At 71.4% G+C, this 24,739-nt stretch carries 24 protein-coding genes; 16 read left to right on the forward strand and 8 right to left on the reverse strand.

Annotated elements, in window-relative coordinates; translation table 11 throughout:
• The first annotated feature begins 14 nt into the window (after window positions 1-14).
• The 3 genes from ACLII4_RS10240 to ACLII4_RS10250 all read left to right on the forward strand — a co-directional run bounded on the left by ACLII4_RS10240 (window position 15) and on the right by ACLII4_RS10250 (window position 3,649).
• A complete protein-coding gene (locus tag ACLII4_RS10240; RefSeq protein WP_412067298.1) occupies window positions 15-1,397 on the forward strand; it encodes a dihydrolipoamide acetyltransferase family protein in 1,383 nt (460 codons plus the stop codon).
• 74 nt (window positions 1,398-1,471) lie between these two features.
• Complete coding sequence (locus ACLII4_RS10245) at window positions 1,472-2,299, forward strand: metallophosphoesterase family protein (protein ID WP_412067299.1); 828 nt, start codon at window positions 1,472-1,474, stop codon at window positions 2,297-2,299.
• A 51-nt stretch (window positions 2,300-2,350) separates the two neighbouring features.
• Window positions 2,351-3,649 (forward strand): DUF3667 domain-containing protein, encoded by a 1,299-nt coding sequence (locus ACLII4_RS10250; RefSeq protein ID WP_412067300.1) that lies wholly within the window; start codon window positions 2,351-2,353, stop codon window positions 3,647-3,649.
• Here ACLII4_RS10250 and ACLII4_RS10255 read toward each other — a convergent pair.
• Window positions 3,639-4,016 (reverse strand): hypothetical protein, encoded by a 378-nt coding sequence (locus ACLII4_RS10255; RefSeq protein ID WP_412067301.1) that lies wholly within the window; start codon window positions 4,014-4,016, stop codon window positions 3,639-3,641. The two genes, ACLII4_RS10250 and ACLII4_RS10255, sit on opposite strands and share 11 nt — an antisense overlap.
• A gap of 53 nt (window positions 4,017-4,069) precedes the next feature.
• Window positions 4,070-5,683, reverse strand: a complete 1,614-nt coding sequence (gene pckA / locus ACLII4_RS10260; RefSeq protein WP_412067302.1) for a phosphoenolpyruvate carboxykinase (ATP) — start codon at window positions 5,681-5,683, stop codon at window positions 4,070-4,072.
• Between the two features lie 163 nt (window positions 5,684-5,846).
• Between pckA and ACLII4_RS10265 the strand changes: the two genes are divergently transcribed.
• Both ACLII4_RS10265 and ACLII4_RS10270 read left to right on the forward strand, forming a co-directional pair.
• Complete coding sequence (locus tag ACLII4_RS10265; RefSeq protein WP_412067303.1) at window positions 5,847-7,271, forward strand: GWxTD domain-containing protein; 1,425 nt, start codon at window positions 5,847-5,849, stop codon at window positions 7,269-7,271.
• A 7-nt stretch (window positions 7,272-7,278) separates the two neighbouring features.
• The gene (locus tag ACLII4_RS10270) at window positions 7,279-7,797 is read left to right on the forward strand and encodes a GNAT family N-acetyltransferase (RefSeq protein WP_412067304.1); all 519 of its coding nucleotides are present in this window, start codon (window positions 7,279-7,281) and stop codon (window positions 7,795-7,797) included.
• An 85-nt stretch (window positions 7,798-7,882) separates the two neighbouring features.
• Here ACLII4_RS10270 and ACLII4_RS10275 read toward each other — a convergent pair whose 3' ends face one another.
• Window positions 7,883-8,926, reverse strand: a complete 1,044-nt coding sequence (locus ACLII4_RS10275) for a mechanosensitive ion channel family protein (protein ID WP_412067305.1) — start codon at window positions 8,924-8,926, stop codon at window positions 7,883-7,885.
• Window positions 8,926-9,795, reverse strand: coding sequence for a bifunctional methylenetetrahydrofolate dehydrogenase/methenyltetrahydrofolate cyclohydrolase FolD (gene folD, locus ACLII4_RS10280; protein WP_412067306.1), 870 nt, complete (start codon window positions 9,793-9,795; stop codon window positions 8,926-8,928). The genes ACLII4_RS10275 and folD overlap by 1 nt, the downstream gene beginning before the upstream one ends.
• 251 nt (window positions 9,796-10,046) lie before the next feature.
• On the opposite strand from folD, the gene asd reads away from it, so the two are divergent.
• From asd to ACLII4_RS10305, 5 genes are all read left to right on the forward strand, one after another.
• A complete protein-coding gene (gene asd, locus ACLII4_RS10285) occupies window positions 10,047-11,081 on the forward strand; it encodes an aspartate-semialdehyde dehydrogenase (RefSeq protein ID WP_412067307.1) in 1,035 nt (344 codons plus the stop codon).
• On the forward strand, window positions 11,078-11,545 hold the full coding sequence (locus ACLII4_RS10290) for an N-acetyltransferase family protein (protein ID WP_412067308.1): 468 nt from the start codon (window positions 11,078-11,080) through the stop codon (window positions 11,543-11,545). The genes asd and ACLII4_RS10290 overlap by 4 nt, the downstream gene beginning before the upstream one ends.
• A 411-nt stretch (window positions 11,546-11,956) precedes the next feature.
• Window positions 11,957-12,997 (forward strand): NAD(P)H-dependent glycerol-3-phosphate dehydrogenase, encoded by a 1,041-nt coding sequence (locus ACLII4_RS10295; protein ID WP_412067309.1) that lies wholly within the window; start codon window positions 11,957-11,959, stop codon window positions 12,995-12,997.
• A gap of 76 nt (window positions 12,998-13,073) precedes the next feature.
• Complete coding sequence (locus tag ACLII4_RS10300; RefSeq protein WP_412067310.1) at window positions 13,074-13,742, forward strand: helix-turn-helix domain-containing protein; 669 nt, start codon at window positions 13,074-13,076, stop codon at window positions 13,740-13,742.
• A gap of 53 nt (window positions 13,743-13,795) precedes the next feature.
• Complete coding sequence (locus tag ACLII4_RS10305; protein WP_412067311.1) at window positions 13,796-14,614, forward strand: hypothetical protein; 819 nt, start codon at window positions 13,796-13,798, stop codon at window positions 14,612-14,614.
• Window positions 14,615-14,618: 4 nt separating this feature from the next.
• Here ACLII4_RS10305 and ACLII4_RS10310 read toward each other — a convergent pair whose 3' ends face one another.
• Both ACLII4_RS10310 and ACLII4_RS10315 read right to left on the reverse strand, forming a co-directional pair.
• The gene (locus tag ACLII4_RS10310) at window positions 14,619-15,503 is read right to left on the reverse strand and encodes an FG-GAP repeat domain-containing protein (protein ID WP_412067312.1); all 885 of its coding nucleotides are present in this window, start codon (window positions 15,501-15,503) and stop codon (window positions 14,619-14,621) included.
• Between the two features lie 5 nt (window positions 15,504-15,508).
• Window positions 15,509-16,363, reverse strand: coding sequence for a hypothetical protein (locus ACLII4_RS10315; protein ID WP_412067313.1), 855 nt, complete (start codon window positions 16,361-16,363; stop codon window positions 15,509-15,511).
• A gap of 91 nt (window positions 16,364-16,454) precedes the next feature.
• On the opposite strand from ACLII4_RS10315, the gene ACLII4_RS10320 reads away from it, so the two are divergent.
• Both ACLII4_RS10320 and ACLII4_RS10325 read left to right on the forward strand, forming a co-directional pair.
• Complete coding sequence (locus tag ACLII4_RS10320) at window positions 16,455-18,800, forward strand: DNA topoisomerase (ATP-hydrolyzing) subunit A (protein WP_412067314.1); 2,346 nt, start codon at window positions 16,455-16,457, stop codon at window positions 18,798-18,800.
• A gap of 93 nt (window positions 18,801-18,893) precedes the next feature.
• Window positions 18,894-19,700 carry a cysteine hydrolase family protein gene (locus ACLII4_RS10325; RefSeq protein WP_412067315.1) on the forward strand — a complete coding sequence of 269 codons (807 nt, stop codon included), beginning with the start codon at window positions 18,894-18,896 and terminating at the stop codon, window positions 19,698-19,700.
• Window positions 19,701-19,788: 88 nt separating this feature from the next.
• On the opposite strand, the gene ACLII4_RS10330 is transcribed toward ACLII4_RS10325, so the two are convergent.
• The gene (locus tag ACLII4_RS10330) at window positions 19,789-20,220 is read right to left on the reverse strand and encodes an SgcJ/EcaC family oxidoreductase (RefSeq protein ID WP_412067316.1); all 432 of its coding nucleotides are present in this window, start codon (window positions 20,218-20,220) and stop codon (window positions 19,789-19,791) included.
• Window positions 20,221-20,376: 156 nt separating this feature from the next.
• Here ACLII4_RS10330 and ACLII4_RS10335 point away from each other — a divergent pair, with 156 nt between their 5' ends.
• The 3 genes from ACLII4_RS10335 to ACLII4_RS10345 all read left to right on the forward strand — a co-directional run bounded on the left by ACLII4_RS10335 (window position 20,377) and on the right by ACLII4_RS10345 (window position 23,113).
• Entirely contained in the window at window positions 20,377-22,314 is a 1,938-nt protein-coding gene (locus tag ACLII4_RS10335; RefSeq protein ID WP_412067317.1) for a DNA gyrase/topoisomerase IV subunit B, read from the forward strand.
• Between the two features lie 149 nt (window positions 22,315-22,463).
• Window positions 22,464-22,922: a hypothetical protein gene (locus ACLII4_RS10340; protein WP_412067318.1), complete on the forward strand. Its 459-nt coding sequence runs from the start codon at window positions 22,464-22,466 to the stop codon at window positions 22,920-22,922.
• A complete protein-coding gene (locus tag ACLII4_RS10345; RefSeq protein ID WP_412067319.1) occupies window positions 22,919-23,113 on the forward strand; it encodes a hypothetical protein in 195 nt (64 codons plus the stop codon). Before ACLII4_RS10340 ends, ACLII4_RS10345 begins: the two co-directional genes overlap by 4 nt.
• 1 nt (window position 23,114) lies before the next feature.
• Here ACLII4_RS10345 and ACLII4_RS10350 read toward each other — a convergent pair whose 3' ends face one another.
• Window positions 23,115-23,981 (reverse strand): DUF3667 domain-containing protein, encoded by an 867-nt coding sequence (locus ACLII4_RS10350; RefSeq protein ID WP_412067320.1) that lies wholly within the window; start codon window positions 23,979-23,981, stop codon window positions 23,115-23,117.
• Window positions 23,982-24,096: 115 nt separating this feature from the next.
• Here ACLII4_RS10350 and ACLII4_RS10355 point away from each other — a divergent pair, with 115 nt between their 5' ends.
• Complete coding sequence (locus ACLII4_RS10355; RefSeq protein ID WP_412067321.1) at window positions 24,097-24,621, forward strand: histidine phosphatase family protein; 525 nt, start codon at window positions 24,097-24,099, stop codon at window positions 24,619-24,621.
• The last annotated feature ends 118 nt before the right edge of the window (window positions 24,622-24,739 follow it).

Here is a 24,739-nt window from a genome sequence, read left to right on the forward strand (position 1 = left end):
GTCCCCCAATCCCCATGGCCATCGCCGTTGAAATGCCCAAGATGAGCGACACGATGGAGGAAGGCGTCCTCGTCGCGTGGCTGGCCGAGGAGGGCGCCTCCGTGTCCGCCGGCGACGTGATCGCCCAGGTCGAGACCGACAAGGCGACCATGGACCTCGAGGTCTACGACGACGGGGTGCTCTTGAAGCGCGTCGTCGGCGAGGGCGACGCGGTCCCGATCGGCGCGCTGATCGCCGTGCTCGGCAAGGAGGGGGAGAGCGCCGACGACATCATCGGCCAGTACGGCGGCGACGGCGCCGCCGGCGACGCGGCCGAGGTGAAAGCGGCGCCCCCGGCGACCGACGAGGGGAACGCCGCGCCGAGCGGCCTCTCCGGCATCGCGCCGGTCGCCCAAGCCATCGACACGCCCGCGCCGAGCGTCCAGCCCGTCGGCGGCGACGGGGCGGCCCCGTCCGTGACGCCGGCCGCCAGCGCCGACGGCGACCGCGTCAAGGCGTCCCCGCTGGCGCGGCGGATGGCCACAGAGGGCGGCCTCGACCTCGCCACGGTCCAGGGCTCCGGGCCGGACGGCCGCGTCGTCAAGCGCGACGTGGAGGCGGCGCTGGCGGGCACGGGACAGACGAAAGCGCCCGCGGCGTCGAGCGCACCCGCTCCGGTGCCTGCCAAGGCGCCCGCGCCGGCCGCCCAGCCCGTCTCCGCAGGAGGCGAGGACATGCGGATCACCCAGATGCGCAAGACGATCGCCAAGCGGCTCGCGCAGAGCAAGTTCACCGCGCCGCACTTTTACCTGACTGTCGACGTCGACATGACGACGGCGATGGCCTTCCGCGGCGACATCAACGCGCTGACGGAGGCGCAGGGGCTGGCGAAGGTGTCGTACAACGACCTCATCACCAAGGCCTCGGCGGTCGCCCTGGGTCGCCACCCGATGGTCAACGCGAGCTACCTCGAGGACGAGGGCGTCATCCGCAAGCACGACGGCGCGCACGTCGCCGTGGCGGTCGCCATGCCGGAGGGGCTCATCACGCCGGTCGTTCGCGACGCGGATCGCAAGGGGCTCGCGGCGATCGCCGCTGAGACGCGCGAACTGGCGGGCCGGGCCCGCGACGGGAAGCTGGACCCGGCGGAGTACAGCGGCTCGACGTTCACGACCTCGAACCTGGGGATGTTCGGCATCTCGGAGTTCACGGCCATCATCAACCCGCCGAACGCCTGCATCCTGGCCATCGGCGCGATCCGCGACATCCCGGTTGTGAAGGAGGGCGCCGTGGTGCCCGGCAAGGTGATGACGCTGACGCTCTCCTGCGACCACCGCGTAGTCGATGGCGCCAGCGGCGCGGCCTTCCTCGGCGACGTCAAGGCGATGCTGGAGACGCCGTCGCTGATGCTCGTGTGAGCGGGTCAGGCGGCGGGGGGCAGGGGCGCCGAAGCGGCCGTCCAGTCGCCCCCCCGGCCCCCGACCTCTGAACCATGCCCACGCTCGCTCACCTCTCCGACGTCCACTTCGGAAAGATCTCCGACGCCCGCGTCGTGGCCGCGCTGGTGGCCGAGGTCAACGCTGCGGGCCACGCCCTCGTCGTGGTCTCGGGCGACTTGACGCAGCGGGCGCGGACGACGCAGTTCCGCGCGGCGCGCGCGATGCTCGACGCCTTCGACGCCCCGACCCTCGTGGTCCCCGGCAACCACGACGTCCGCGCGTGGTGGCACAACCCGTTCGAGCGGGTCTGGCGCTCGTCCAAGCGCTTCCGCCAGCACATCACGGAGGACGAGACCCCGTCCTTCGAGGCGCCAGGGCTGTCGGCGTTCGGCCTCAACTCGGCCCACGGGTTGACGATCAAGGGCGGGCGGATCCGGACGGAGCACGTCGCCGAGATGGAGGCGTTCTTCGCGCACCAGCCGCCCGGCGCGTTCCGCGTCCTGACGCTGCACCACCACCTGCTGCTGCTGGACGGGCTCGGCGACCACGACGTGTCGCGCGGCGCCCGGCTCGCGCTCGACGCCGCCCAGCGCGCGCGCGTGGACCTTATCCTGTGCGGCCACCTTCACCGCAGCCACGTCGCGCCCATCGAACTGGCGCCGTCGGGCGACGCGGACGGCCACCGGGTCGTGATCGCCAGCGCGGGCACGGCGACCTCGAACCGGGGGCGGGGCGAGGACCGGGCCGCCAACTTCTACAACTGGGTGACGGTCGGGGAGGAGTCGTTTGCCGTCGCCGAGCGCCGCTTCGACGCCGAGACGGGCCGGTTTGAGCAAGAGCGGACGACGACCTTCGCGCGCGACCGCCGGGCCGGGTCGTAACTGGGCGAGCGCCAGCCCCGTAGGTTGCCACCCGCCCCGCCACGCGCTCCCGTGTCCGACTTCGACGTTTTCGCCGCTGCCGCTCTCGCCGACGACGAGGAGCCGCGACGCGCGCCCCGGTCGGGCTCGGCGACCTGCCACAACTGCGCCGCGCCCCTGTCGGGCCCGTACTGCGCCGTGTGCGGGCAGCGCGACCAGCCGCTGCGGATCCCGCTCCACCGCTTCCTGGCCCAGTCCCTCGTCGAGTTCTTCGGCGTCGACGGCCGGGTGTGGCGGACGCTGTTCGCGCTCGTCTTCAAGCCGGGCACGCTGACGCGCGACTTCCTGGCGGGCCGCCGCAAGCGGTACCTCCGGCCGCTCCGGATCTACCTCTCGGCGACGCTCCTCTTTTTCTTTCTGCTGCAGCTGCTCGACCCCGTGAGCCGGGTCGAGGCGGCGTTCGGCGGCGGCGACGTGGCGGTCCTCGACAGCACCGTCACGGCGGCCACGTACCTCGACTACCTCGACACGCGGCTGGAGGAAGAAGCCGTCGAGGTGGCCGACTACATGGCGCTCGCGGACTCGCTGCAGGGCGCCGTCGACAGTGTCCGGGCCGCCCTGGACACGACGCCGGACTCGCTGCGCGCCGATGCGGAGGAGGGGCTCGACGACCTGGTGGACGCCCTCGGTGACGCGCGAGACGACCTTCGTGACGTCGACGGCTCGCTCGACGACCAGCGACTGGACTGGCAGCGGGCCCAGGTGGCGTCGTTCCCGCCCGACAGCTTGATTCAGCCTCGAGACGTGGACTACGCCGCGCTCCTCGTCGTGGGGACCGACGAGACCGACATCAACGTCAATGCGCCCGGCTGGCTCAGCGACGCCCGGCCGTTCGCGGATTTCCGCGAGGCGCGGACCTCGGAGGAGCGGGCCCGGGCCGGGGCGGACCTGGCCCGTGGGTCGATCGGCAAGGTGCCCGTCGTGCTGTTCCTGATGCTCCCCCTCTTCGCGCTCTTGCTGAAGGTCCTGTACGTGAGGCGGGGGTGGTACTACTCCGAGCACCTGGTCCACGGGCTCCACACGCACGCCTTCACGTTCGTCGTCTTCACGGCCGTCGCCCTGATCGCGGCGGCGGCGCCCGAGAACGTGTTTCAGACCAACGACGGCTCGACGGGCCTGGGCGAGGTGGTGTCGAACCTGCTGCTCCTGATGGCCCTGCCGCTGTACTACCTCGTCTCCATCAAGCGCGTCTACGGCCAGGGCTGGATCAAGTCCATCCTCAAGACGAGCGTGCTGATGACGGTGTACTCGATGACGCTGCTCGTCGGCGGGACCGTGCTGGCGGTGATTCTAGCAGCCATCAGCGGCTAAGGTCGGACGGGCGGCGCACGTCGAGGCCGTGGGCGCGAGCGCCGTCGAGGAGGGGCGCGTCGAGGGTGATCAGCACGGCGTCCCCGACATCTGCCAGCGCGGCAAACAAGCGGTCGGTCTTGCCCGGAATGGACGGGTAGGGGCCGGGGTCGAGGGCCGCCGCCACCCGGCCCGCTTCGGGGAAAAACGCCGACGGGTCCACGCCGCGCAGCGGCGGGATGCGGCCGAGCACCGCCAGTCCCTCGGCGCGCGTGGCGTCGGTCCACAGCGCGAGCAGGTGCCCGAGGCGGGCGGCCTCGACCACGCGGCCGGATGCGGAGCCGGGCCGGAAGCCGGCAGCGACCAGCACGTTGGTGTCTAGGACCACCCGGCGCGGCGGGCGGGAGGGCTCGGCGCCCCCCGCGCCCACGACCGGCATCGCTAGACGGCGGGCTCCTTGGTCGGCCCGGCCGTGCAGACGGCCTCCGGGGCCCGCTCGCGGTACTTCTCGAAGTTGTCCGCGAACATGTCGGCGAGCTGACGGGCCTTGGCGTCGTAGGCCGCGGAGTCGTCCCACGTCTTGCGGGGCTGGAGCACGGCGTCCGGGACACCCTCGATGGCGGTCGGGACCGCCAGCCCGAAGACCGGCTCCGTGGTCGTCTCGACGTCGTCGAGCTCGCCCGCGAGCGCGGCGTTGACCATCCGGCGCGTCCAGGCCAGCTTCATCCGGTTGCCTGTGCCGTAGGGCCCGCCGGTCCAGCCGGTGTTGACCAGGAACACGCGGGCGCCGCTCGTCTCGATGCGCTCGCCCAGCATCTCGGCGTAGCGCGTCGGGTGGAGGACCATGAACGGCTCGCCGAAGCAGGCCGAGAACGTGGCCTTCGGCTCCGTCACCCCGCGCTCCGTCCCGGCCACCTTGGCCGTGTACCCGCTCAGGAAGTGGTACTGCGCCTGGTCCGGCGTGAGCTTCGAGATGGGAGGGAGGACGCCGAACGCGTCGGCGGTCAGGAAGACGACCGTCTCCGGGACGCCGCCCATCCCGTTCTCGCTGGCGTTCGGGATCTGGTCGATGGGGTACGAGAGCCGCGTGTTCTCGGTGATCGTCGCGTCGTCGAAGTCGATCTCGCGATTCGGCGTCAGGGCGACGTTCTCCGCGAGCGTCCCGAACTCCTTCGTCGTGGCGTAGATCTCGGGCTCGCCCTCAGGCGACAAGCGGATGGCCTTGGCGTAGCAGCCGCCCTCGAAGTTGAACACGCCCTCGTCGCTCCATCCGTGCTCGTCGTCGCCGATGAGGACGCGGCTGGCGTCGGCCGAGAGCGTCGTCTTGCCCGTCCCGGAGAGCCCGAAGAAGACGGCCGCGTTGCCGCCGCCGACGGCCTCGTTCGCCGAGCAGTGCATCGGGAGCACGCCCTTGCCGGGGAGCACGTAGTTGAGCGCCGAGAAGATGGACTTCTTGATCTCGCCTGCGTAGTTGGTGCCCCCGATCAGGACCAGCCCGCGCCCAAGGTGGAGCAGCACGAACGTCGACGAGTTGAGCTCCTCGTTGACTTGGTCGGTCGCCTTGAAGTCGCACAGGTCGAGGACCGTGTAGTCGGGCTCGAAGTCCTCCAGCTCCTCGACCGTCGCCGGGCGCAGGAACATGTTGTGGGCGAACATCGAGTGCCACGCCTTCTCGGTGATGACCCGGACGCGGACGCGGTAGCGCGGGTCGGCGCCGGCGTAGCAGTCACGCACGAAGACGTCGCGGCCGGTCGCGTAGCGCGCCATGGCCCCGTGGATCCGGTCGAAGGCGCCCTCCGAGATGGGCCGGTTGGTGGCGCCCCACGCCACGTCGTCCTTCGACGAGCCCTCCTCGACGACGAAGCGGTCATTCGGCGAGCGGCCGGTGTGCGGGTCGGTCCGCGTCGCGAGCGGGCCGCCAGCGGTCAGGCGGCCCTCGCCGCGGCGGACGGACAGCTCCACGAGCCGGGCCGGCGGGAGGTTGTAGTAGACCGTCTGGGTGCGGTCGAGGCCGAGCTCGGCGAGGTGGCGGAGGACGGGGTCGGGGGCGTTCATCGTCGGGGGGAGTTCAGGAAGCGCTTCCGGAAATGGGACGCGCCGGCGCCTGCGAAGGGCGTAAAGATACCCGACAGGGCACCCGGACGGATCCGGGGTCGCCCCGGACGCACGTTATCTTCGCCCTGCCCGTTCCGTGTGGGCGTCCCACATTCCGCTCTGTATGCTCCGTTTTTCCGCGCTCGCGGCTCTTGCCGCCCTCCTGCTCGCTGCCCCGGCTTCGGCCCAGCAGCCCGCCCCCGCCCCCGTCTCCGCGTCGTCGGCGGTCGTCTTCCGGCCCGACGCCGCGACGTTCCGGTACACCGAGGACCAGTCGCTCGTCGAGCTGTACCTCTCGCTCCGCGCCGAGTCCCTCCCGTTCGTGCCGACCGACAGCGGGATGGTGGCCTCCGTGCCGGTGCATGTCCAGGTGCGGACGGTCTCGCAGGGGGCTCCGGCGGGCGCTGCTGCGCCTATCGTGGATGAGACCTACAACTTTGCCTACGCCCTCGCGGACACGTCGATGATCGGCGCTGGGCAGGTCTTCGTCGAGCAGGTCCGGATGGCCGTCGCGCCCGGGGCGTATGAGATCGAAGTCGCCGTCGCGCCCCGGGGGCGGAGCGAGGTCCGCGCGCTCTTGGAGCTCTCCGTGCCCGACTACGCGGTCGACGGCGGCACGGCGATCTCGGCCGTCCAACTCGCCTCTGACGTGCAGCGGTCGACCGATACGTCGCACCCGATGTGGAAGAGCGGACTGATGGTCCGCCCGAACCCGGACGCGTTCTACGGCGGGACGCGCGGCGCCGTCTCCTACTACGCGGAGGTCTACGAGCCGCCGACGACCGGGGAGGAGTACACGCTGCTCTCGTTCGTCTCCGAGAGCATCGGCGGCTCGGCCATCGCCGGCCACGAGCGCCGGGCCACCCGGACCGTCCGTCCCGTCGACGTGGTGGTGGGGCAGATCGACGTGGGCGACTTGCCGAGCGGCATCTACTTCCTGCGCCTCGTCGCGCTGGACGCAGCGAACGAGGCCGTCGCTGAGCAGTCCAAGCGGTTCTTCATCATCAACCCCGACGTGCAGCGCCCCGAGTCGCTCGCGGGCGACATGACCTACGAGGAGACGCTGTTCGCGGCGATGGGCGAGGAGGAGCTGATGATCAACGTCCGCCACGCGCGCGTGATCTCGACGGCGCGCGAGCAGGCGCAGATCAACGCGATCGTGACCGACGACGACCGCCGCCGCTTCCTCACCAACTTCTGGGCCGCCCGCGACACCGACGGCGTGCCGCGTTCGAACGAGGCGCGCCGCGCCTTCTACGACCGGCTCCGGCTCGTCGAGCAGCGGTTCAACGAGTTCGGCAAGGAGCCCTACCAGACCGACCGGGGCCGGATTTACCTCACCTACGGCCCGCCGACCGAGATCGACCGCCGCATCTTCGAGGCGGATGCCTACCCCCACGAGATCTGGTACTACGACAACATCCCCGGCGAGGGCCGCTCCATCTTCGTCTTCGTGGACCGCTTCTCGTCCGACCAGTACGACCTCCTGCACTCGGACGTGACGGGCGAGGTCTCGCTGCCGAGCTGGGAGACCGAGATCGTCCGCTAGCCGGCCGATGGGCCCGCGCGCGCGCCAGATCCGGACGGAGACCCCCGCCGACGCGTTGGCGGTCCGCGCGCTGACGCGGGCCGCGTTCGGCCGCGACGACGAGGCGGCCCTCGTCGACCGCATCCGCGACCGGGCCGCCGACTACGCCGCGTTCGTCGCGTCGGAGGGCGGGGACATCGTCGGGTACCTGGCGCTGAGCCGGGTCACGCTCGACCCGCCGGCCCCCGGGCTGTCCGCGCTCGGGCTGGCGCCGATGGCGGTGGCGCCGGCGGCGCAGCGGAGCGGGGTCGGGTCGGCCCTCGTCCGGCACGCGCTGGCGTGGTGCCGCCGGTCGGGCGTCGACGCCGTGTTCGTGCTCGGCCACCCGACCTACTACCCCCGGTTCGGGTTCGGGCCGGCCGCCCGCCGCGGGATCGCCGACGAGTACGGCGCGCCGGCCGAGGCGTTCATGGTCGCCGAGCTGTCGCCGGGCGCCCTGGCGGGCGTCGCGGGGACCGCGCGGTACGACCCGGCCCTCGCGGGCTAGGGCCGGCGAGACGGGCCGGAGCGGAGGCGACGCCCTCCCCTGAGCGGGCCGCTCGCAGCCCGCGCGTAGCGTTGTCGAGCTGACCTTAGGCGGCCGGCGGCTCCCCGGGCCCCAAGAGCCGCGTGCCCTCGAAGGCCTTCGCCTCGTCGATAAACAGCTGGAGGTGCGGGAACGGGATCTCGATGCCCGCCGCACGCAGGGCGTCGAACACTTTCTCCTGATACTCGAACCGGATCGGGACCTCCAGCTTTGGATCGCGCAAGTGGAGGCGCAGCTCCATGTTGACCGACGAGTCGCCCAGTTCCGTCACGACCACGCTGGGGGCGTAGTCCGGGTGGAGCCGTTTGTCCTCGTCGAGCAGCGCCATCACCGTCCGGCGGGCCGCCTCGGGGCTCTCCTTGTACGCGATCCCAAAGGGCACGATGACGCGGAGCGCGCGGAGCATCGAGTGGTTGATGACCTTGTTCGAGATCACGTTCGCGTTCGGCAAGATCGCCATCTCGTTGTTGAGCGTCCGGAGCCGCGTCGTTCGGAGCGTGATCTCTTCGACCGTCCCGAAGGTGTCGTCGAGCTCGATGTTGTCGCCGACGGCGAACGGGCGGTCGAGCAGGATGGTCACGCCCGCGATCAAGTTCTGGACGGTGTCTTGGGCCGCGAACCCGAGCGCGACGCCGGCGATGCCGAGCCCGGCGATGAGCGGCGCCACGGCGATCCCCAGCTTGTCGAGGACGGCGACGGCGGCGAGCACAGCGAACGTCCCGCGCAGGGCCCGGAGCACGAGCTGCTCGATCCCCGCGTCGACGCGGCGCGACCGCCCCATCGCCCGGCGGAGCACGCTGTTGGCGACGCGGAAGGCGACGTAGAAAAACAGCCCGACCACGACGGCGGGCAGCAGCCCATCCCATACGAACGCGCCGACGGCGTCGAGCAGCCCTTCGACGGCGGCCTCCCAGCGGCCCTCCGCGAGCGCGTCGGTCGCCACCTCCAGGTCGCGGCCGAGCCGGCCCAGGCCCTGCGTCGTGTCGACGACCGAGGAGTCGGCGGCGGCTTGCGCGAGCGAGTCCTGCGCGAGCGAGTCGGCGAGGGCCGTGGAGTCGAGGGCGGCGGAGTCGGGGGCGGCGGGCTGCATCAGGCGCGGCGGCGGGCGGCTTCGAGCGTGTTCGCCAGCAGCATCGCGATCGTCATCGGGCCGACGCCGCCGGGCACGGGCGTGAGCCATCCGGCGACGGCCTCGACGCCGTCGGCCACGTCGCCGACGAGCCGGTAGCCCCGCTCGCGGGACGCGTCGTCGACGCGGTTGATGCCCACGTCGATGACGGCGGCGCCGGGCTTGACCATGTCGGCGGTGACGAACGCGGGGCGGCCAATCGCGGCGACCAGGATGTCGGCCTGGCGCGTGATCGAGGGGAGGTCGGCCGTGCGGCTGTGGCAGACCGTCACGGTCGCGTCGGTCCCGCGCCGCAGAAAGAGGCTCGCCATCGGCTTGCCGACGATGTTGCTCCGCCCGACGACGACGGCGTGCGCGCCGGCCGTCGGGATGCCGGCGCGGACGAGCAGCTCGACGATCCCGGCGGGCGTGCACGGCAGCAGCGTCTCCTCGCCCAACACCAACCGCCCGACGTTCTCGGGGTGGAACCCGTCGACGTCCTTGGCCGGGGCGATGGCCCGGATGACGGCGCCCTCGTCGACGTGGTCGGGGAGCGGGAGCTGGACGAGGATCCCGTCGACGCCGTCGTCGGCGTTGAGCGCGGCGATCGTCGCCAGCAGGTCGGCTTGCGACAGGTCGCCGGGGAACGACAGCGTCTCGGCGTCGATGCCGGCCTCGCCGGCCGCTCGGGCCTTGGCGCGGACGTACGAGGCGCTCGCGGGGTGGTCGCCCACGAGCACGACGCGCAGCGAGGGCGCGCGGCCGTGCGCCTTGGCGAAGGCGTCGGCGCCTTCGGCGACCTCGGCGCGGACGTCGGCGGCGACGGCGCGGCCGTCGAGGATCTGAGCCATGTGTTTGGGATCGGGGGACCGCGGCCAAGCTAGCGGGACGGCGGCGGGATGGGGGAACGAGCGGAGGAGCCGAGGAGAAGAGGGGAGGGATGGAGGATCGGATGGCCGGGGCGCCGATGCGGCCGCTCGCCCGGCGTGGCCGGCCCGCTGCCGGGGCGTCGTCGCCTCTGCTCCTCCTCTCTTCTTCTCTCCGGCTGGCTGGCGTCCGCCTCACTCCGCGCGCACCTTTCAGCCCTCTCGCCCCCCGTCCCATGCTCCGCGCTGCCATCCTGGGCGCCACCGGCGCCGTCGGCCAGACGTTCGTCCGGCTCCTCGCCGACCACCCCCTCTTCGAGGTCGTCGCCGTCGTCGCCTCGGAGCGCTCGGCGGGCCGGCCGTACCGCCAAGCCGCGAACTGGGTGCAGGCGACCCCGATGCCCGACCGGATCGGCGACCTCGTCGTGGAGTCCGTCGACGCGGCGCCCGACGCCGACGTCGTGTTTTCCGGGCTCGACGCGAGCGTGGCCGGCGACGTCGAGGCCGACTTCGCGCGGCGCGGCTACGCGGTCGTATCGAACGCCCGCAACTTCCGGATGGACCCGACGGTCCCGCTCCTGATCCCCGAGGTCAACCCCGACCACCTCGCGCTCATCGACCGCCAGACGTGGGGGGACGGGTTCATCGTGACCAACCCGAACTGCTCGACGGTCGGGCTGGTGCTCGCGCTCAAGCCCTTGCACGACGCGTTCGGCGTCGAGGCCGCGCACGTCGTTACGATGCAGGCGCTGAGCGGGGCGGGCTACCCCGGCGTCGCGTCGCTCGACGCGCTCGGGAATGTGGTCCCCTACATCGGCGGGGAGGAGGAGAAGCTGGCGACCGAGAGCCGCAAGCTGCTCGGCACGCTGGGGCCCGACGGCGTCGAGATGGCCGACGTGGTTGTCTCGGCCCAGTGCCACCGCGTGCCCGTCGTGGACGGCCACCTCGAAGCGGTCTCGCTGCGGCTGGCGGGCAACCCGTCGGCGGCGGACGTGTCGGCCGCGCTCCGCGACTGGACGAGCCCGCTGGCGGGCCGCGACCTGCCGACGGCGCCCGAGCGCCCCATCGTGGTCACCGACGACCCCGCCTCGCCCCAGCCACGCCTGCACGTCCAGGCGGGCGGCGGGATGACGGTCACAGTCGGGCGCATCCAGGACTGCCCCGTGCTCGGGGTCAAGCTCGTCGTGCTCTCCCACAACACCGTCCGCGGCGCGGCGGGCGGCGCGATCCTGAACGCCGAGCTGCTCCACGCCGAGGGCCGCCTCGGGTGATCCGCCAAGCCCGATCGGCCGACCTGGACACCGCCCTGGCGCTGTGGCAGGCGCTCCACGCCGAGCACGAGTCGCTCGACCCGCGCTACCGGCTCGCGGATGACGCGGCGGCGCGGTGGAGGACGAGCCTGCGCGACTGGGTCCGCAGCGACGCCAGCCGCGTGCTTTTCGCCCAGGAGACCGCCGCGAGCGATCCGGTCGGGCTCATCACGGCGCACCTCTACGAGCCCGCGCCGACGTACCGCCCGCACCTGCTCGTCCACGTCGACGACCTCTACGTGAGGCCCGAGGCGCGGGGCCACGGGCACGCGCGAGCGCTCGTCGAGGCGGCGGCGGACTGGGGCCGGGCCGAGGGGGCGACCCAGCTCCGGGCCGGGGTGCTGGCGACGAACGCAGCCGGGCTGGCGTTCTGGGCCTCCGTCGGCGGCGCCGACTTCTCCGTGACGGTGGCCGCCGAGCTGTAGCGCGGTCATTAGACGGGCGGATGTAGCGGCGATGCCCGGTCCGTACGCCCGTAGGGCCGTACGCCCATGGGGACGGTTCTCGATTTCGGGGGCAGGCTTGCCTCGCGTTCGCAAGCTCAGCGACTCTCTAGTACGCCGGTCGCCCCCAGGAGAGTCATCCCCGCGCAGGCGGGGATCCATCCGGCGGTGCTCGGATGGCGCAACCGCGGCCCCTCACCCTGTCCCTCTCCCATTGGGAGAGGGGACGCCGTTGGACGGCTCTCGCCGTTCCCTGAAAGGTCTCTCAAAGAAGGCGGTCCCGATGCGCAACCGAGCGGAGCGATGCCGGCGCGCGACGTCGCGGTCGTCGCCTGCTTGCGCTCCTTCGCTCGTGCCGGCCGTCCCGCTCCCGCCGCTTCTTATTCTGCCGTCATGACTCCGACACCCATCGCCGTGCTCGGCGCCGGCAGCTGGGGCACGGCCCTGGCCGCCAGCCTCGCGCCCCACCACCCCGTCCGCCTGTGGGCCCGGCGCCCCGAGGCCGCCGACGAGATCGCGCGGACGCGCCGCAACGAGCGCTACCTCCCCGGCGCCGACCTCCCGGCCGAGATCGACGTGACCTCGGACCTCAACGCCGCCATCGACGGGGCCGGGCTGTGGGTGGTCGCCGTGCCCAGCCAGTCGGTCCGCGGCGTGATGGGCCCGCTGGCGGACCGCGCCGCCGGCGTGACGATCGCGTCGGTCGCCAAGGGCATCGAGAACGGGACGCTGCTGACGACGAGCGCCGTGCTCCGCGACGTGCTGCCCGCCGCCGACTCGAACCGCGTGGGCGTGCTCTACGGGCCGAGCCACGCCGAGGAGGTCGCGCGCGAGATGCCCACAAGCATCGTGGCCGCGTTCCCGGACGAGGGCGCCGCGCGAGCTGTGCAGCAGGCGTTTATGCGGCCCGCGCTCCGCGTCTACACGAACACCGACCTGGTGGGCGTCGAGATCGGCGGGTCGGTCAAGAATGTGATGGCGGTCGCCGCCGGAATGTCGGACGGGCTGGGGCTGGGCGACAACGCCAAGGCGGCGCTCGTCACGCGCGGGCTGGCCGAGATCACCCGCCTTGGGCTCGCGCTCGGCGCGGACGCCCACACGTTCGCCGGGCTGGCGGGGCTGGGCGACCTGGTCGTGACCTGCTTTAGCCGGCACAGCCGCAACCGCGCCTTCGGCGAGCGCGTCGGGCGCGGCGAGTCGGCGGACGATGCGCTCGCGCAGTCGTCGATGGTGGTCGAGGGCGTGCGCACGACGCAGTCGGTGAAGGCGCTGGCCGAGCGGCACGGGGTCGAGATGCCGATCACGGATGCCGTGTACGCGATCCTGTTCGAGGGGCTCGCGCCCGTCGACGCGGTCGGCCACCTGATGGAGCGGGATCCGAAGCTGGAGGGCGCGCATTTCGACACGCCCGCGTTCGACGGCACGGAAGCGTAGACGCGTGCGTGGATCGTAGGGCGTCGGGGCGCTCCGATCCACGCGTTGCCCACGTCCCACGACCCACGCACGATTCATGACCACCAGCGACCTCCGGCGACTCGCGGCGATGGGGGAGGGCCGCCACCTCGAGTTCAAGAACCGCGTGCCCCGGCCCGAGCGGATCGCGCGCGAGGTGATCGCGCTCGCGAACACGGCTGGCGGAAAGGTGCTCCTCGGCGTCGACGACGACGGGACCGTGATCGGCGTCAAGGACGCGCAGGAGGAGTTCTTCGCGCTCCAGCAAGCGCTCGCGGACCGGATCCTGCCGCCGGTCGACCTCGGCTTCGAGCCCGTCCGCGTCAGCCGCACGCGCGAGGCCCTCGTCGTCCACGTGCCCGCCAGCCCGGACCGGCCCCACGTCCTGAAGCCCGACCGCCGGCCGGACGGGACGCTGCCCAAGCAGCGCGCCTTCGTTCGTGTGGCCGACCAGTCCGTCGAGGCGAGCAAGGAAGCCGTGGCGCTGATGCGCGCCGAGGCGCGGGGCGACGCCGTCACGTTCACGTTCGGCGAGCCCGAGCGGAAGCTGCTGGCGTACCTCGAGCGCCACGAGCGGATCACGGTCCGCGAGTACGCCACGCTCAACCGGATGCCGCCGTGGCGGGCGTCGAAGGCCTTGGTGACGCTGGCGCTGGCGGGGATCGTGACGCTGCACCCCCGCGAGGGCGGGGAGGACGTGTTCACGGCCGGGGCGACCGCGGCGTAGGACGGCTTGAACCGTGTTGGAATCAGCCGACACCTAGGGCAGACCGCGAGCCGATGCCTGACCACACGATTCTGTACCGGATGCCCCGGGCCGCTTTCGATTCGTATGCCCGGGCGTACTACCGGGACACCGAGTCCCCGCTCCCTCGCACGGGCGCCAGCGAGCGCCTGGACCTCCTCCCGACGCCCGACCTCGACGTGTGGCGGCTCGATGGCTACGCGATCCGGAGACGGCTCTTCTCGCCGTGGCAGGAGCCCGTGATGCGCGCCCTCGGCGCGGCGTGGCCGGACGGCGCGCTCCACACCGTCGGCGCGCGGGCCCTCACGACGGCGATCCGTGCGACGCCGATGGCGTACCGGCAGGCCGTCGACGGGGGGACGTCCGGGTTCTGGCCGCCCGCCCACGTCCAGCGCGTGGCCGCGGAGATCGAGGTCCCGCTCCCCGATGCCGTCGCGGCCCGCGACTCCCTATTCCGGGTCCGGGCGGACATCTCGGCCGAGCTCGACCCGCTCGTCGAACGCTTCGGTCCGGCGCAAACGGTCGTCGACTCCTCGTACGAGGCCATCCAGGCCTTCGACCGGTTCGACCTGCGCACGTTTGTCCGGGCCGCCTCTCGGGCCGTCGTCGCCTTCGACACGTTGATGTCGACGCCGCGGACATCGCCGCAGGACTCTGAGCCTCCGACGCCGTGCCCGACCAGCTTTGACTGGCAGCGCCTCGAGGGTGCGGCGGAGTTCGTCGACGGGACGCTCGCCGCGCTCGACCGGTGGATCGAGGGCGGGGCGAGTCAGCAGGTGGCCGATCTCCAGGCCTTCTACCGCCGCGCCGCCGCCGCGGGCGAGTACGTTGTCAGCGTGCGAGCGGCCCGGTGACCGATCAGCACCCGACCGCCTCGTGCCGCGCGACGCGGCGGACCAGCTGCCCGGGCCCGGCGGCCGAGGACAGGAAAAGGGCCGGGGCACCGAGGTTGTAGTGGTTCGACTCGTCGACGAGCAGGTCGAGGCGGCCGTCGCCGTCGAGGTCGCCGGCCCAAAGCAGGGCCGGGTGGCCGTCGTCGCCGCCGATGATGGCGCTGATCGGCTGGCGAGTCTCGCCGTCGTCCACAAGGAGCACGCGGTCGGGGCGGACCCGCTGGCGCTGCGGCATCCAGATCGCCTCGGGGCCTTCCACGATCAGGAGCGACACCCGCTGGTCGCCGAGCGCCAGCGAGAGGTGGCCCGACCGGACCGGCCACGCGCCGACAAAGGCCGTCGGGACGGGGCCGTCGGCGAACGAGGCGCCGGGGCGGCGGACGAGCGCCAGCGCGGAGTCGGCCGGGAAGTCCTCGTCGATCCAGAACGTGCTGAACGGGGTCGTGACGCGGACGCCGGTAAAGGGGCCTGCGTCGTCGTCGAGGACGGGGTCTTGCGCCGTGTCGATCGTGAGCGCGAACGACCGGATCTCGACGCCGTCGGCGGTCGGGTACAGGCCCTGCCACCGCTCGCCGCTCCGGGCCGACACCTCGCCGTCGTGGAAGATGCCCGCCCCACCGATCAACTCGACGCCGCGGGCGGAGGTGTCGACGGCGGCGACGAGCGCCGCGAGCGTGTCGGGCGCCAGCGAGAATCCGTAGGGGCCGCGCGCGAGCGAGTCGGCGACGAACTCGGGCTCGACGATCGGCGCGTGCGCCTCGGCGACGGGCACGAACGGCGCGGGGTCGAGGGGCTCGGGGGCGTCCGCGCGGCAGCCGGCGAGCGCGAGCAGGAGGGCGAGGGAGCGCATGGTCGCTAGCAGTCGCAGGTGGAGGTCCACGCCACGCGGCGGACGAGTTCGCCGTCGCGTGCCTCGCTCGATAGATAGAGCGTCGGCTCGCCCACTGCGTAGTGACCGCCCTCGTCGGTCAGCAGGTCGAGGCGGCCGTCGCGGTCGAGGTCGCCAGCCCAGAGCAGATAGTTGTCCATTCCAGCCGACGGCAGGTACTGTCGACCGTCTTGAGACCTCAAGGTGAGGATGGGCCAGCGCCACCCGTTCTTGTTCTCTGGGCCTTCGAGGAACGTGAGGTCGTACGACTCGCCCCCAAAGCTGAACGGGAGCTTACCCTGGTACAGCGGCCAGTACCCGACGAACACGGTGGCGACGGGGCCGTCTGCGAACGGTCGGCCGGGGCGACGGAAGAACAGATGAGCCGCCGAGATGGGGTGCCGAGGGTCGTCGGTCTCCACCATCCACGGCGTGAGGAGCAGCCGTCCGGAATAGGGGCCGCCGGGAGGCTCCAGTGGGCCCGCCTCCACCTCGCGTACGCGAGCCGTGAACGAGCGGATCTCGAGCCCCGTCGGCGTCTCGAACAACCCCTGCCAACGCTGGCCGTCTCTCGCTGGATACTCGAGGTCTGGGCTGGGGATGACATGGGGAAGGATCGCGACCGTCCGCGAATACGACGTGTCGATGCTGGACCGGATCGTCTCGAACGAGTCCGCCGAGAACGGGCGCCCATGAACCCATCGCGCCATCGAGTCGGGCGGAGGATCGAAGGGCCGGACGGTGGACACTGGCGGGAGGGCGGCCGGTGTCGCAGGGGACGGGGGCTCGGGGGCGTCGGCGCGGCAGCCGGCGAGCGCGAGCAGGAGGAGAATCGCACGCATGCCCCGGACAACGCAGAGATCGGGCCGGACGTGTGACGCGGGCTGTCAGCCCCCGACGGTATCTTCCAGGCATTACGCAAGCCCTCGATACATGCCCGTCGTCGACACGATCCCGCTCCACGAAACGGCCAAGGAGCGGTACCTCACCTACGCCCTGTCGGTCATCACGAGCCGCGCGCTCCCCGACGTCCGCGACGGCCTCAAGCCCGTCCAGCGCCGGATCCTGTACGCGATGGCGACCAACCTGCGGCTCCAGCCGGACGCCCGGTTCCGCAAGTCGGCCACGATCGTCGGCGAGGTGATGGGCAAGTACCACCCGCATGGAGACACGGCCATCTACGACGCGATGGTGCGGATGGCCCAGCCGTGGTCGCTGCGTGCGCCGCTCGTCGACGGGCAGGGCAACTTCGGCTCGCTCGACGGCGACTCCCCGGCGGCGATGCGCTACACCGAGGCCCGCCTGCGGCCCCTCGGCGCGGCGCTGCTCGCCGAGATCAAGCAGGACACGGTCGCCTTCCGGCCCACGTACGACGGCCAGATGTTCGAGCCCGTCGTGCTCCCGGCGCCGGTCCCCAACTTCCTGATCAACGGGGCGACCGGCATCGCGGTCGGGATGGCGACGAACGTGCCGCCGCACAACGCGGGCGAGATCATCGACGCGTGCCTGTCACTCATCAAGAGCCCGAACGCGCGGATCGAGACGCTGCTGGCGTCGGTCCAGGGCCCCGACTTCCCGACGGGCGGGCGGATCCTGAACACGGCCGCCGAGATCCAAAAGATCTACGAGACCGGCGAGGGCGCCATCGACCTGAGGGGCGAGTACACGACCGAGGGCAAGACGACCGTCGTCGTCACGTCGATCCCGTACGCGGTTCAGAAGGGCGACCTCATCGAGAAGATCGCCGACCACATCCGGGGCGGGAAGGTCCCCCAGATCGTCGACATCCGCGACGAGTCGACCGAGGACGTGCGGATCGTGCTCGAGCTCAAGCGCGGGTCGTCGGCGGAGGCGGCGATGGCGTACCTCTTCAAGCACACGCCGCTCCAGACGCGCTTCCACGTCAACCTGACGGCGCTCGTGCCGACCGACAACCCGGAGGTGGCGGCGCCCGAAAAGGTGGACCTGCGGACGGCGCTCCGCCACTTCCTCGATTTCCGCCTCGAAGTCGTCACCCGGCGGCTGGCGTTCGAACTGAGGGCGCTCGAAAAGCGGATCCACATCTTGAAGGGCTTCGAGATCATCTTCGACGCGCTCGACGAGGCGATCAAGCTCATCCGCGCCTCCAAGAACAAGGCCGACGCGAACGCGCGCCTGCGGCACCGCTTCGGGATCGACGAGGACCAGGCCGACGCCGTCCTGGAGATCAAGCTGTACCGCTTGGCGCGGATGGAGATCGACGCGATCCGCAAGGAGCTGGCCCAGAAGGAGGCCCGCGCCGCCGAGATCCGCGCCCTGCTCGCCGACGAGGCCGGGCGGTGGGGGATGGTCCGCAAAGAGCTCCGCGCCGCCCGCAAGCAGTTCGCCGACGACCGCCGCACGACGGTCGCCGGGCCCGACGCCGTCATCGAGTACGCCGCCGAGGACTACATCTTGAAGGAGGACGTCTACGTCATCGTGACGAAGGACGGCTGGGTCAAGCGCCAGCGCTCGTACACCGACCTCGGCGCGATCCGCGTCCGCGAGGGCGACCGCGTGCTGTACGCGCTCGCGGCCTCGACGCGCGCGACGGTCGGCTTTATGTCGTCCGCCGGGCGCTGCTACACCGTCCGCGTCGACGACCTGCCGCAGACGACGGGCTACGGCGACCCGGTCCAGAAGTACTTCGACTTCGCGGACCGCGAGACGGTCGTGGGCGTGGCCCCGTTCGACCCACGCGTGCTGCCGGTCGGGATCCCCGAGGTCGGCGGCGTGCCCCAGCCCGAGCTGTTCGCGGGCGACGGCGCCCCGCCCGCCGACACCGTCTTGGGGCCGTACCTCGTCGCCGTGTCCTCGGACGGGCTGGCGGTGCGGCTGGAGGTCGAGCCGTTTATCGACCCTTCGAACAAGAACGGCCGCGTGATGATGCGGCTGGCGCCGAACCAGCGCGTCGTCAACGCCGAGGTGGCGTCGGGCTCAGAGAACGTGTGCCTGGCGAGCCGGCAGGGGCGGGCGCTGATCTTCCCCGTGCCCCAGGTGCCCGTCTTCAAGAGCGCCGCCAAGGGCGTCATCGCGATGCGGCTCTCCGGGACCGACGACCGCGTGCTCGGGATGGCGCTCTCCGACGCCGCGCGGCGCGGGCTGGAGGTCGAGACGAGCCGGGGCCGGACGGAGATCGTGCGGACGACCAAGTTCGAGGTCTCGAACCGGGGCAACAAGGGCGCGACGATCATCTCGAAGGGGACGCTCAAGGCGGCCACGCCGGACCCCGTGGAGCTGCACCTGCCGGGGCGCGAGTAGCACCCCTCCCTCAGGGAGCCCTGGAGATCGTCGCGGGGTCCGGACCCTGGCGGGGCCGGCGGTGTGGAACGCCGACCTCTCCACGCCCCCGCCATGTCTCTCCGCCCCGCCCGCCACATCTACTCCGAGACGCCCGACGGCGGCGTCCAGCTCGCCGCCAGCACGGACCGCTGGCACGTGTTCGAGGACCACGTCCACCTCGCGCCTCACCTGACGGACGGGCCGCTCTACCGCGTGGACGCCGAGCTCAAGCCGTTCGTCGACAGCCTTGCCCGGGGAGCCCTCATAGTCATCGACATGCAGAACGACTTCTGCTCGCCGGGCGGCTGGACTGATGCCTCGGGCCTCGACTACACGGCCTGCCGAGAGGCCATCCCTGGGGTCCAGCGGGCCGTCGAGGCGGCGCGCGAGCACGGGATGTGGGTGGTCTGGGTGTATTGGTACAACCGGCCGGACCTCCGCAACCTCGGCGCGCCCACGCTCTACTCGTTCAAGCACACGCCGAGCCAGAAAGGGATCGGCGAGGAGCTCGAGAGCGGGCGGGTGCTGACGGCGGGGACCTGGAACGCCGAGATGGTCGACGAGCTCAAGCCCCTCATTCGTGACGAGGACGTACGGATCGAGAAGGTGAGGATGAACGGGTTCATCGGAACCCACCTCGACCAGGTCCTCCGCACCCAGGGCATCAGCACGCTGTACTTCGCAGGCGTCAACGTCGACCAGTGCGTGGCGACGACCATGGAGGAGGCCTATGTCCGCGATTACAACTGCGTGTTGCTGGAGGACGCCTGCGCCACGTCGAGCCCCGACTACTGTAAGAAGAGCGTCGTGTTCAACACGAAGCAGTGCTGGGGCTTCTCGACGACGACCGAGCGGTTCGCGGCCGCGGAGCCAGTCTGATCGGACCGTTCCCGGTGAGCGCCCGGAGTCGTGGGGCGGGTCGCTGGCTGCACGCCGTCCCTGCGGAGTCTCGACGGGACGCGAGCGGTCAGCGTCTGTAATCGGCCGGGCGAAGGGCCCCGCTCGTGTCCCGCACGTGCGTCTCGGCGCCTACCATCCGGTCCGTGTTCTGCGCCGCCGCGCACCGCCAGCCGTCCTCGCCCCGGCGCATCACGAACGTGAACACGGTCTGCCGCGCGCCCGGCGCCTCGACCCCGCCGCCTGCCGACTGCCCCTCCAGCGCCATCACGGCGTGGACGACCGCGACGCCGTCCGCCAGCGTCTTCTCGCGCGTCCGCATCACGCGCAACGTCGAGTCGGGGAAGATGACGCGCAAGCCGTAGGCGTGCGCCCGGCGAATCGCCGACCGGTCGTGCCACCACAGGCCGACCACGTTGACGAACTCGGCGTCGGGCTCGAACAGGTCCGCAAGCGCGTCGGCGTCGCGAGCCATCCAAGCACGGACGAACGCGGTGGGCATCGCAGACGGGGAGGGGAGAGCGGGCATCGGGGCGCGGGGTGATCCGAACCCACGCGCGGCGGCGGACCGGGGTCCCGAGCGGTGCGGGCGGGTGTCGCGCGGCTGTCACCGCCGCCGCGTACCTTCGGGCTACGAAAACGTCCCCCCTGCGTTCAGATGGCCGAAGTTCAGACATACACCGGCGCCGACATCCAGGTGCTCGAAGGGCTCGAGCCCGTCCGCAAGCGCCCCGGCATGTACATCGGAGGCACCGGCAAGGCCGGCCTCCACCACCTCGTCTGGGAGATCGTCGACAACGCGGTCGACGAGGCCACCAACGGCTACGCCAGCCAGATCGAGGTCGTCTTGCACCGCGACGGCTCGACGGTGACCGTGTCCGACAACGGGCGCGGCATCCCGGTCGACAAGCACCCGACCAAGAAGGTGCCCGCGCTCCAGGTCATCCTGACGACGCTCCACGCCGGCGGCAAGTTCGACGGGTCGAGCTACGTGACCTCGGGCGGGCTCCACGGCGTCGGCTCGTCGGTCGTCAACGCGCTGTCGTCGGAGCTGGTCGCCCAGGTCAAGCGCGACGGCAAGCTGTACCAGCAGACGTACCAGCGCGGCGTGCCGGTGACGAAGCTCAAGACGGTCCGCTCGAACGTGCGCGGGACGGGCACGGCGATCACGTTCACGCCCGACCCCGAGATCTTCGGCAAGACGGACCTCGACGCGGGCGTCATCAAGGAGAACCTCGAGGTCAAGACGTATCTCAACGGGGCGCTGCGGATCGTCTTCAAGGACGAGGCGACCGGCGAGCGCGTCGAGTACCACCACGAGGGCGGCATCGTCGAGTACCTCGACCGGCTCGTCACCGAGGCCGCGACCCGGCGCGTCCACCCCGAGCCGTTCGTCGTCCGCCAGGACGCGCTCGACGACGGCTTGCGGACCGAACTGTGCTTTGTCTGGACCGAGGCCCCGCGCGAGTCGATCACCTCGTTCGTCAACGGCATCCCGACGCGCGACGGCGGCACGCACGAGCAGGGCCTCAAGGACGGCGTCACGAAGGCCATCCGCAACTACATCGAGACGCACGACCTGGGCCAGAAAAAGCTCGACATCACGGCCGACGACATCCGGGAGGGGATGGTGGCCGTCGTCAACCTGTACCACGTCGACCCGCAGTTCCAGGGCCAGACCAAGGAAAAGCTCAACAACCCCGAGGCGCGGTCGGCCGTGTCGGGCGCGTTTCGGACCGACTTCGAGCAGTTCCTCAACGCGAACCCGTCGGCGGCCGAGAGCATCGTCGCCCGCATCATCCAGTCGGCCAAGGCGCGCCAGGCGAGCCGGGCGGCGGCGCAGACGGTCCGCCGCAAGAGCGCCGTCAGCCACCGCCTCAATCTGCCCGGCAAGCTGGCGGACTGCTCGTCGACCGACCCGACCGAGTCCGAGCTGTTCATCGTCGAGGGCGACTCGGCCGGCGGCTCGGCCAAGCAGGGGCGCGAGCGCAAGACGCAGGCGATCCTGCCGCTCCGGGGCAAGGTCCTCAACGCCGAGCAGGCCACGCGCGCCAAGGTGCTCGCCAACAAGGAACTCAGCAACATCGTCGACGCTTTGGGCGCGGGCATCGGCGAGGACCTCGACCCGAGCAAGCTCCGCTACCACAAGGTGATCCTGCTGATGGACGCCGACGCCGACGGCTTGCACATCGCGACCCTCTTGCTGACGTTCCTGTACCGCTACATGCGGCCGCTCATCGACCAGGGCTACGTCTACATCGCCCAGCCCCCGCTCTTCCGCATCGACGCGCTCAAGGAGACGTGGTGGGCGCTCGACGAGGCCGACCGCGACAAGATCGTCCGCCAGATCCAGCGCAAGAACCCGCGCACGACCATCGAGGTCCAGCGCTTCAAGGGGCTCGGCGAGATGATGCCGGCGACGCTCAAGGAGACCACGCTCGACCCCGACAAGCGCCGCCTGCTCCAGGTCACGATCCCCGAGGGCGCACTCTTGGAAACCGAGCGGACGGTGACGGACCTGATGGGCAAGGACGCCGCGCCGCGCTTCACGTTCATCATGGATCAGGCCGCGACAGTCGCCGACCTCGATGTCTGAGCCCGCCCGCCCCGACCGCTCGGACTGGCCGGTCCGCATCTCAAAGATGGGGGAGGAGCCTCCGGATTGGGTGTACTGGCAGACGCGGCCGATGTCCGAGCGGCTTGCGGCCGGGGAGGATCTCCGGCGACGCTACTATGGGATCGACTATGACGCTTCCCCAGGACTTCCTCGAGTGTGCCGAGTTGTTCGTCGCCCATGACGTGCGGTTCATGGTCGTCGGCGGGCACGCGGTGATGGCGCACGGGTACCCACGGTCCACCGACGATTTCGACCTGTGGGTGGAGCCGACGCCGGACAACGGGGACCGCGTCGTGCGGGCGCTCGGAGCGTTCGGATTCCAGAGCCTCGGACTGCAACGGGAGGACTTCGCCGCAGAAGATGTCATCATTCAACTCGGTCGGGCCCCTCGGCGGATCGATGTGATCACGTCGATCACCGGAGCCACGTTCGAAGCCTGCTATCCCCGCCGGGTGTTAGTGGAGGTGGACGGGTTGCGTCTCCCCGTGATCGGCCGGGAGTGTCTCATCGCCAACAAGCGGGCGACGGGTCGGCTTAAGGATCTCGCGGATGTCGAGGGACTCGGCGAGCCTCCCTCCGACGAATGAATCCTCTCGACCGAACCGGCCTCACCCTGCTGGCGGGCGGCGCCGGGCTGGCGCTGCTGAACCTCGTCGGCGCCGCCCTCGGGTGGACCGTCGGCCCCCTGCGCCCCGCGCTGTCGGGCGTGCTGATGGCGGCGGGGCTGGCCCTGCTGGCGGTCGGCGTGATGGCGCGGATGCGCGAGCCGGAGGACTAGCCTAACCGGCGTGGGCGCCCTGCCAGCCCGCCCAGATCCCGATGGCGAGCGCGGCCACCATGAACACGGCGAGGTAGATTGCAAGCGCGACGACGATGGACAGGACGGAGAGCCCCGCGGACCCGGGGCGTCGGTCGAAAAAGCCCCGCGCGCCGATGCCCGCGTAGACGAGGTACAGCACCATCCCGCCCGAACTCAGGGGCGCCGACTGGAGCCAGACGCTGAGCGGCACGAAGACCAACATGCTCGGGACGACGACGGCCACCTCCAGGTACGCGCCGAAGACAGCGCACTCGGCCATCGTCCGGCCCCGGTCCGCCAGCAGCCAGCGCAGCAGCGCCGCGAACGGCACGATGATGAACAGGGTGAAGTAGGCGCCGTACGTGAACAGCACGCGCACCGTCGTTTCCATGGCGACCGTCGCGAACTCCATCGCCGGGTCCGCGCCGCCGTCGGCCGGGAGCGTGGCGGCAAGCTGGGACTCCATCTGGGCGCGCATCATCGCCTGCAGGTCGTCCTCGAAGATGCCGTAGACGACGGCGTAGAGGGCGTAGGCGACGAAGAGCAGCGTGATCGGGTGCGTGTACGTCTGGCGCCGCCCCTCGACGAACGCGCGCGCCACGGCGCCCGGATTGCGCATCACGTCCAGAACCGTCCGAAACAGCCCGTGGTGAAGGTTGAGGCGGCGGACCCTGAAGTCGTGCCATAGCGAGCGGAACGTCAGGCGGTCGGCGACCGACTCGTGCTGGCCGCAGCCGTGGCAGAACGGGCCCGCGAGCACCGTCCCACACTGGAGGCACTGGGCCTCGCTGGCGGCGCCGTCGCCGGTCGGCGCCAGCGAGAGGGTGGGGAGGGGGGAGGGCTCCATCGACGTGTCCAAGACGTGTGCGGGAAAATGCCCCCCCAACTCGGGCGCCGTCAACCCGGAGGATCCTCCCGTTCCAATGGATACGCCTATCCTCCAGGCCCTTGCCGCCCCGCCCATGCGCCTCGCCCTCGTCCTCCTCGCCGCCCTCGTGGTCGGCTGCGCCCCGGCCGTCCCCCCGGCCCCGCCCGCGACGACCGTCTACCTCGTCCGCCACGCCGAGAAGGCCGCCGCGCCCGCCGACGACCCGCCGCTGACGGCACAGGGCGCGGCCCGCGCCGCCGCGCTCGCCGATCAGCTCGCGGGCGCCGAGATCCGCGCCGTGTACAGCTCCCAGTTCGCCCGCTCGCGCACGACGGTCGCCCCGCTGGCGGACCGGCTCGGGATGGAGGTGACCATCCTGCCCCTGGGCGGCCCGGATCTCGCCAGTACCCTCCGCCAGCAGGCCCGGCAGATCGCGGCAGAGAACGTGGGCGGCGCCGCCATTGTCGCCGGCCACAGCAACACGGTCCCAACGATGATCGCCGAATTAACCGGCACGCCGATGGCCGACCTCGACGAGTCCGAGTACGGCGACCTCTTCGTGGTGACGATCGCGGTCGACGGGACGGCCCGGCTCGACCGCCAGCGCTTTGGCGACTAGGGCTTGGTTTCGACGGAGGGGTGCTCGAGTAGGGATCGACGGCTCCGCGCCGGTGGTGATTCTGCGATCGAAGAGAGTCACGGGTCTGGTGTGGGGCGGGCAATAGTGCCTGGCGCTG

The organism is Rubrivirga aquatilis (assembly GCF_046845665.1).
Lineage (GTDB): Bacteria > Bacteroidota > Rhodothermia > Rhodothermales > Rubricoccaceae > Rubrivirga.

Coding starts and splice junctions, on each gene's coding strand:
- ACLII4_RS10240 (WP_412067298.1), top strand. CDS start 15: ATGGCCATCGCCGTTGAAATGCCCAAGATGAGCGACACGATGGAGGAA.
- ACLII4_RS10245 (WP_412067299.1), top strand. CDS start 1,472: ATGCCCACGCTCGCTCACCTCTCCGACGTCCACTTCGGAAAGATCTCC.
- pckA (WP_412067302.1), bottom strand. CDS start 5,683: ATGAACGCCCCCGACCCCGTCCTCCGCCACCTCGCCGAGCTCGGCCTC.
- ACLII4_RS10265 (WP_412067303.1), top strand. CDS start 5,847: ATGCTCCGTTTTTCCGCGCTCGCGGCTCTTGCCGCCCTCCTGCTCGCT.
- ACLII4_RS10270 (WP_412067304.1), top strand. CDS start 7,279: ATGGGCCCGCGCGCGCGCCAGATCCGGACGGAGACCCCCGCCGACGCG.
- ACLII4_RS10275 (WP_412067305.1), bottom strand. CDS start 8,926: ATGCAGCCCGCCGCCCCCGACTCCGCCGCCCTCGACTCCACGGCCCTC.
- folD (WP_412067306.1), bottom strand. CDS start 9,795: ATGGCTCAGATCCTCGACGGCCGCGCCGTCGCCGCCGACGTCCGCGCC.
- asd (WP_412067307.1), top strand. CDS start 10,047: ATGCTCCGCGCTGCCATCCTGGGCGCCACCGGCGCCGTCGGCCAGACG.
- ACLII4_RS10295 (WP_412067309.1), top strand. CDS start 11,957: ATGACTCCGACACCCATCGCCGTGCTCGGCGCCGGCAGCTGGGGCACG.
- ACLII4_RS10300 (WP_412067310.1), top strand. CDS start 13,074: ATGACCACCAGCGACCTCCGGCGACTCGCGGCGATGGGGGAGGGCCGC.
- ACLII4_RS10305 (WP_412067311.1), top strand. CDS start 13,796: ATGCCTGACCACACGATTCTGTACCGGATGCCCCGGGCCGCTTTCGAT.
- ACLII4_RS10310 (WP_412067312.1), bottom strand. CDS start 15,503: ATGCGCTCCCTCGCCCTCCTGCTCGCGCTCGCCGGCTGCCGCGCGGAC.
- ACLII4_RS10315 (WP_412067313.1), bottom strand. CDS start 16,363: ATGCGTGCGATTCTCCTCCTGCTCGCGCTCGCCGGCTGCCGCGCCGAC.
- ACLII4_RS10320 (WP_412067314.1), top strand. CDS start 16,455: ATGCCCGTCGTCGACACGATCCCGCTCCACGAAACGGCCAAGGAGCGG.
- ACLII4_RS10325 (WP_412067315.1), top strand. CDS start 18,894: ATGTCTCTCCGCCCCGCCCGCCACATCTACTCCGAGACGCCCGACGGC.
- ACLII4_RS10330 (WP_412067316.1), bottom strand. CDS start 20,220: ATGCCCACCGCGTTCGTCCGTGCTTGGATGGCTCGCGACGCCGACGCG.
- ACLII4_RS10335 (WP_412067317.1), top strand. CDS start 20,377: ATGGCCGAAGTTCAGACATACACCGGCGCCGACATCCAGGTGCTCGAA.
- ACLII4_RS10340 (WP_412067318.1), top strand. CDS start 22,464: ATGACGCTTCCCCAGGACTTCCTCGAGTGTGCCGAGTTGTTCGTCGCC.
- ACLII4_RS10345 (WP_412067319.1), top strand. CDS start 22,919: ATGAATCCTCTCGACCGAACCGGCCTCACCCTGCTGGCGGGCGGCGCC.
- ACLII4_RS10350 (WP_412067320.1), bottom strand. CDS start 23,981: ATGGAGCCCTCCCCCCTCCCCACCCTCTCGCTGGCGCCGACCGGCGAC.
- ACLII4_RS10355 (WP_412067321.1), top strand. CDS start 24,097: ATGCGCCTCGCCCTCGTCCTCCTCGCCGCCCTCGTGGTCGGCTGCGCC.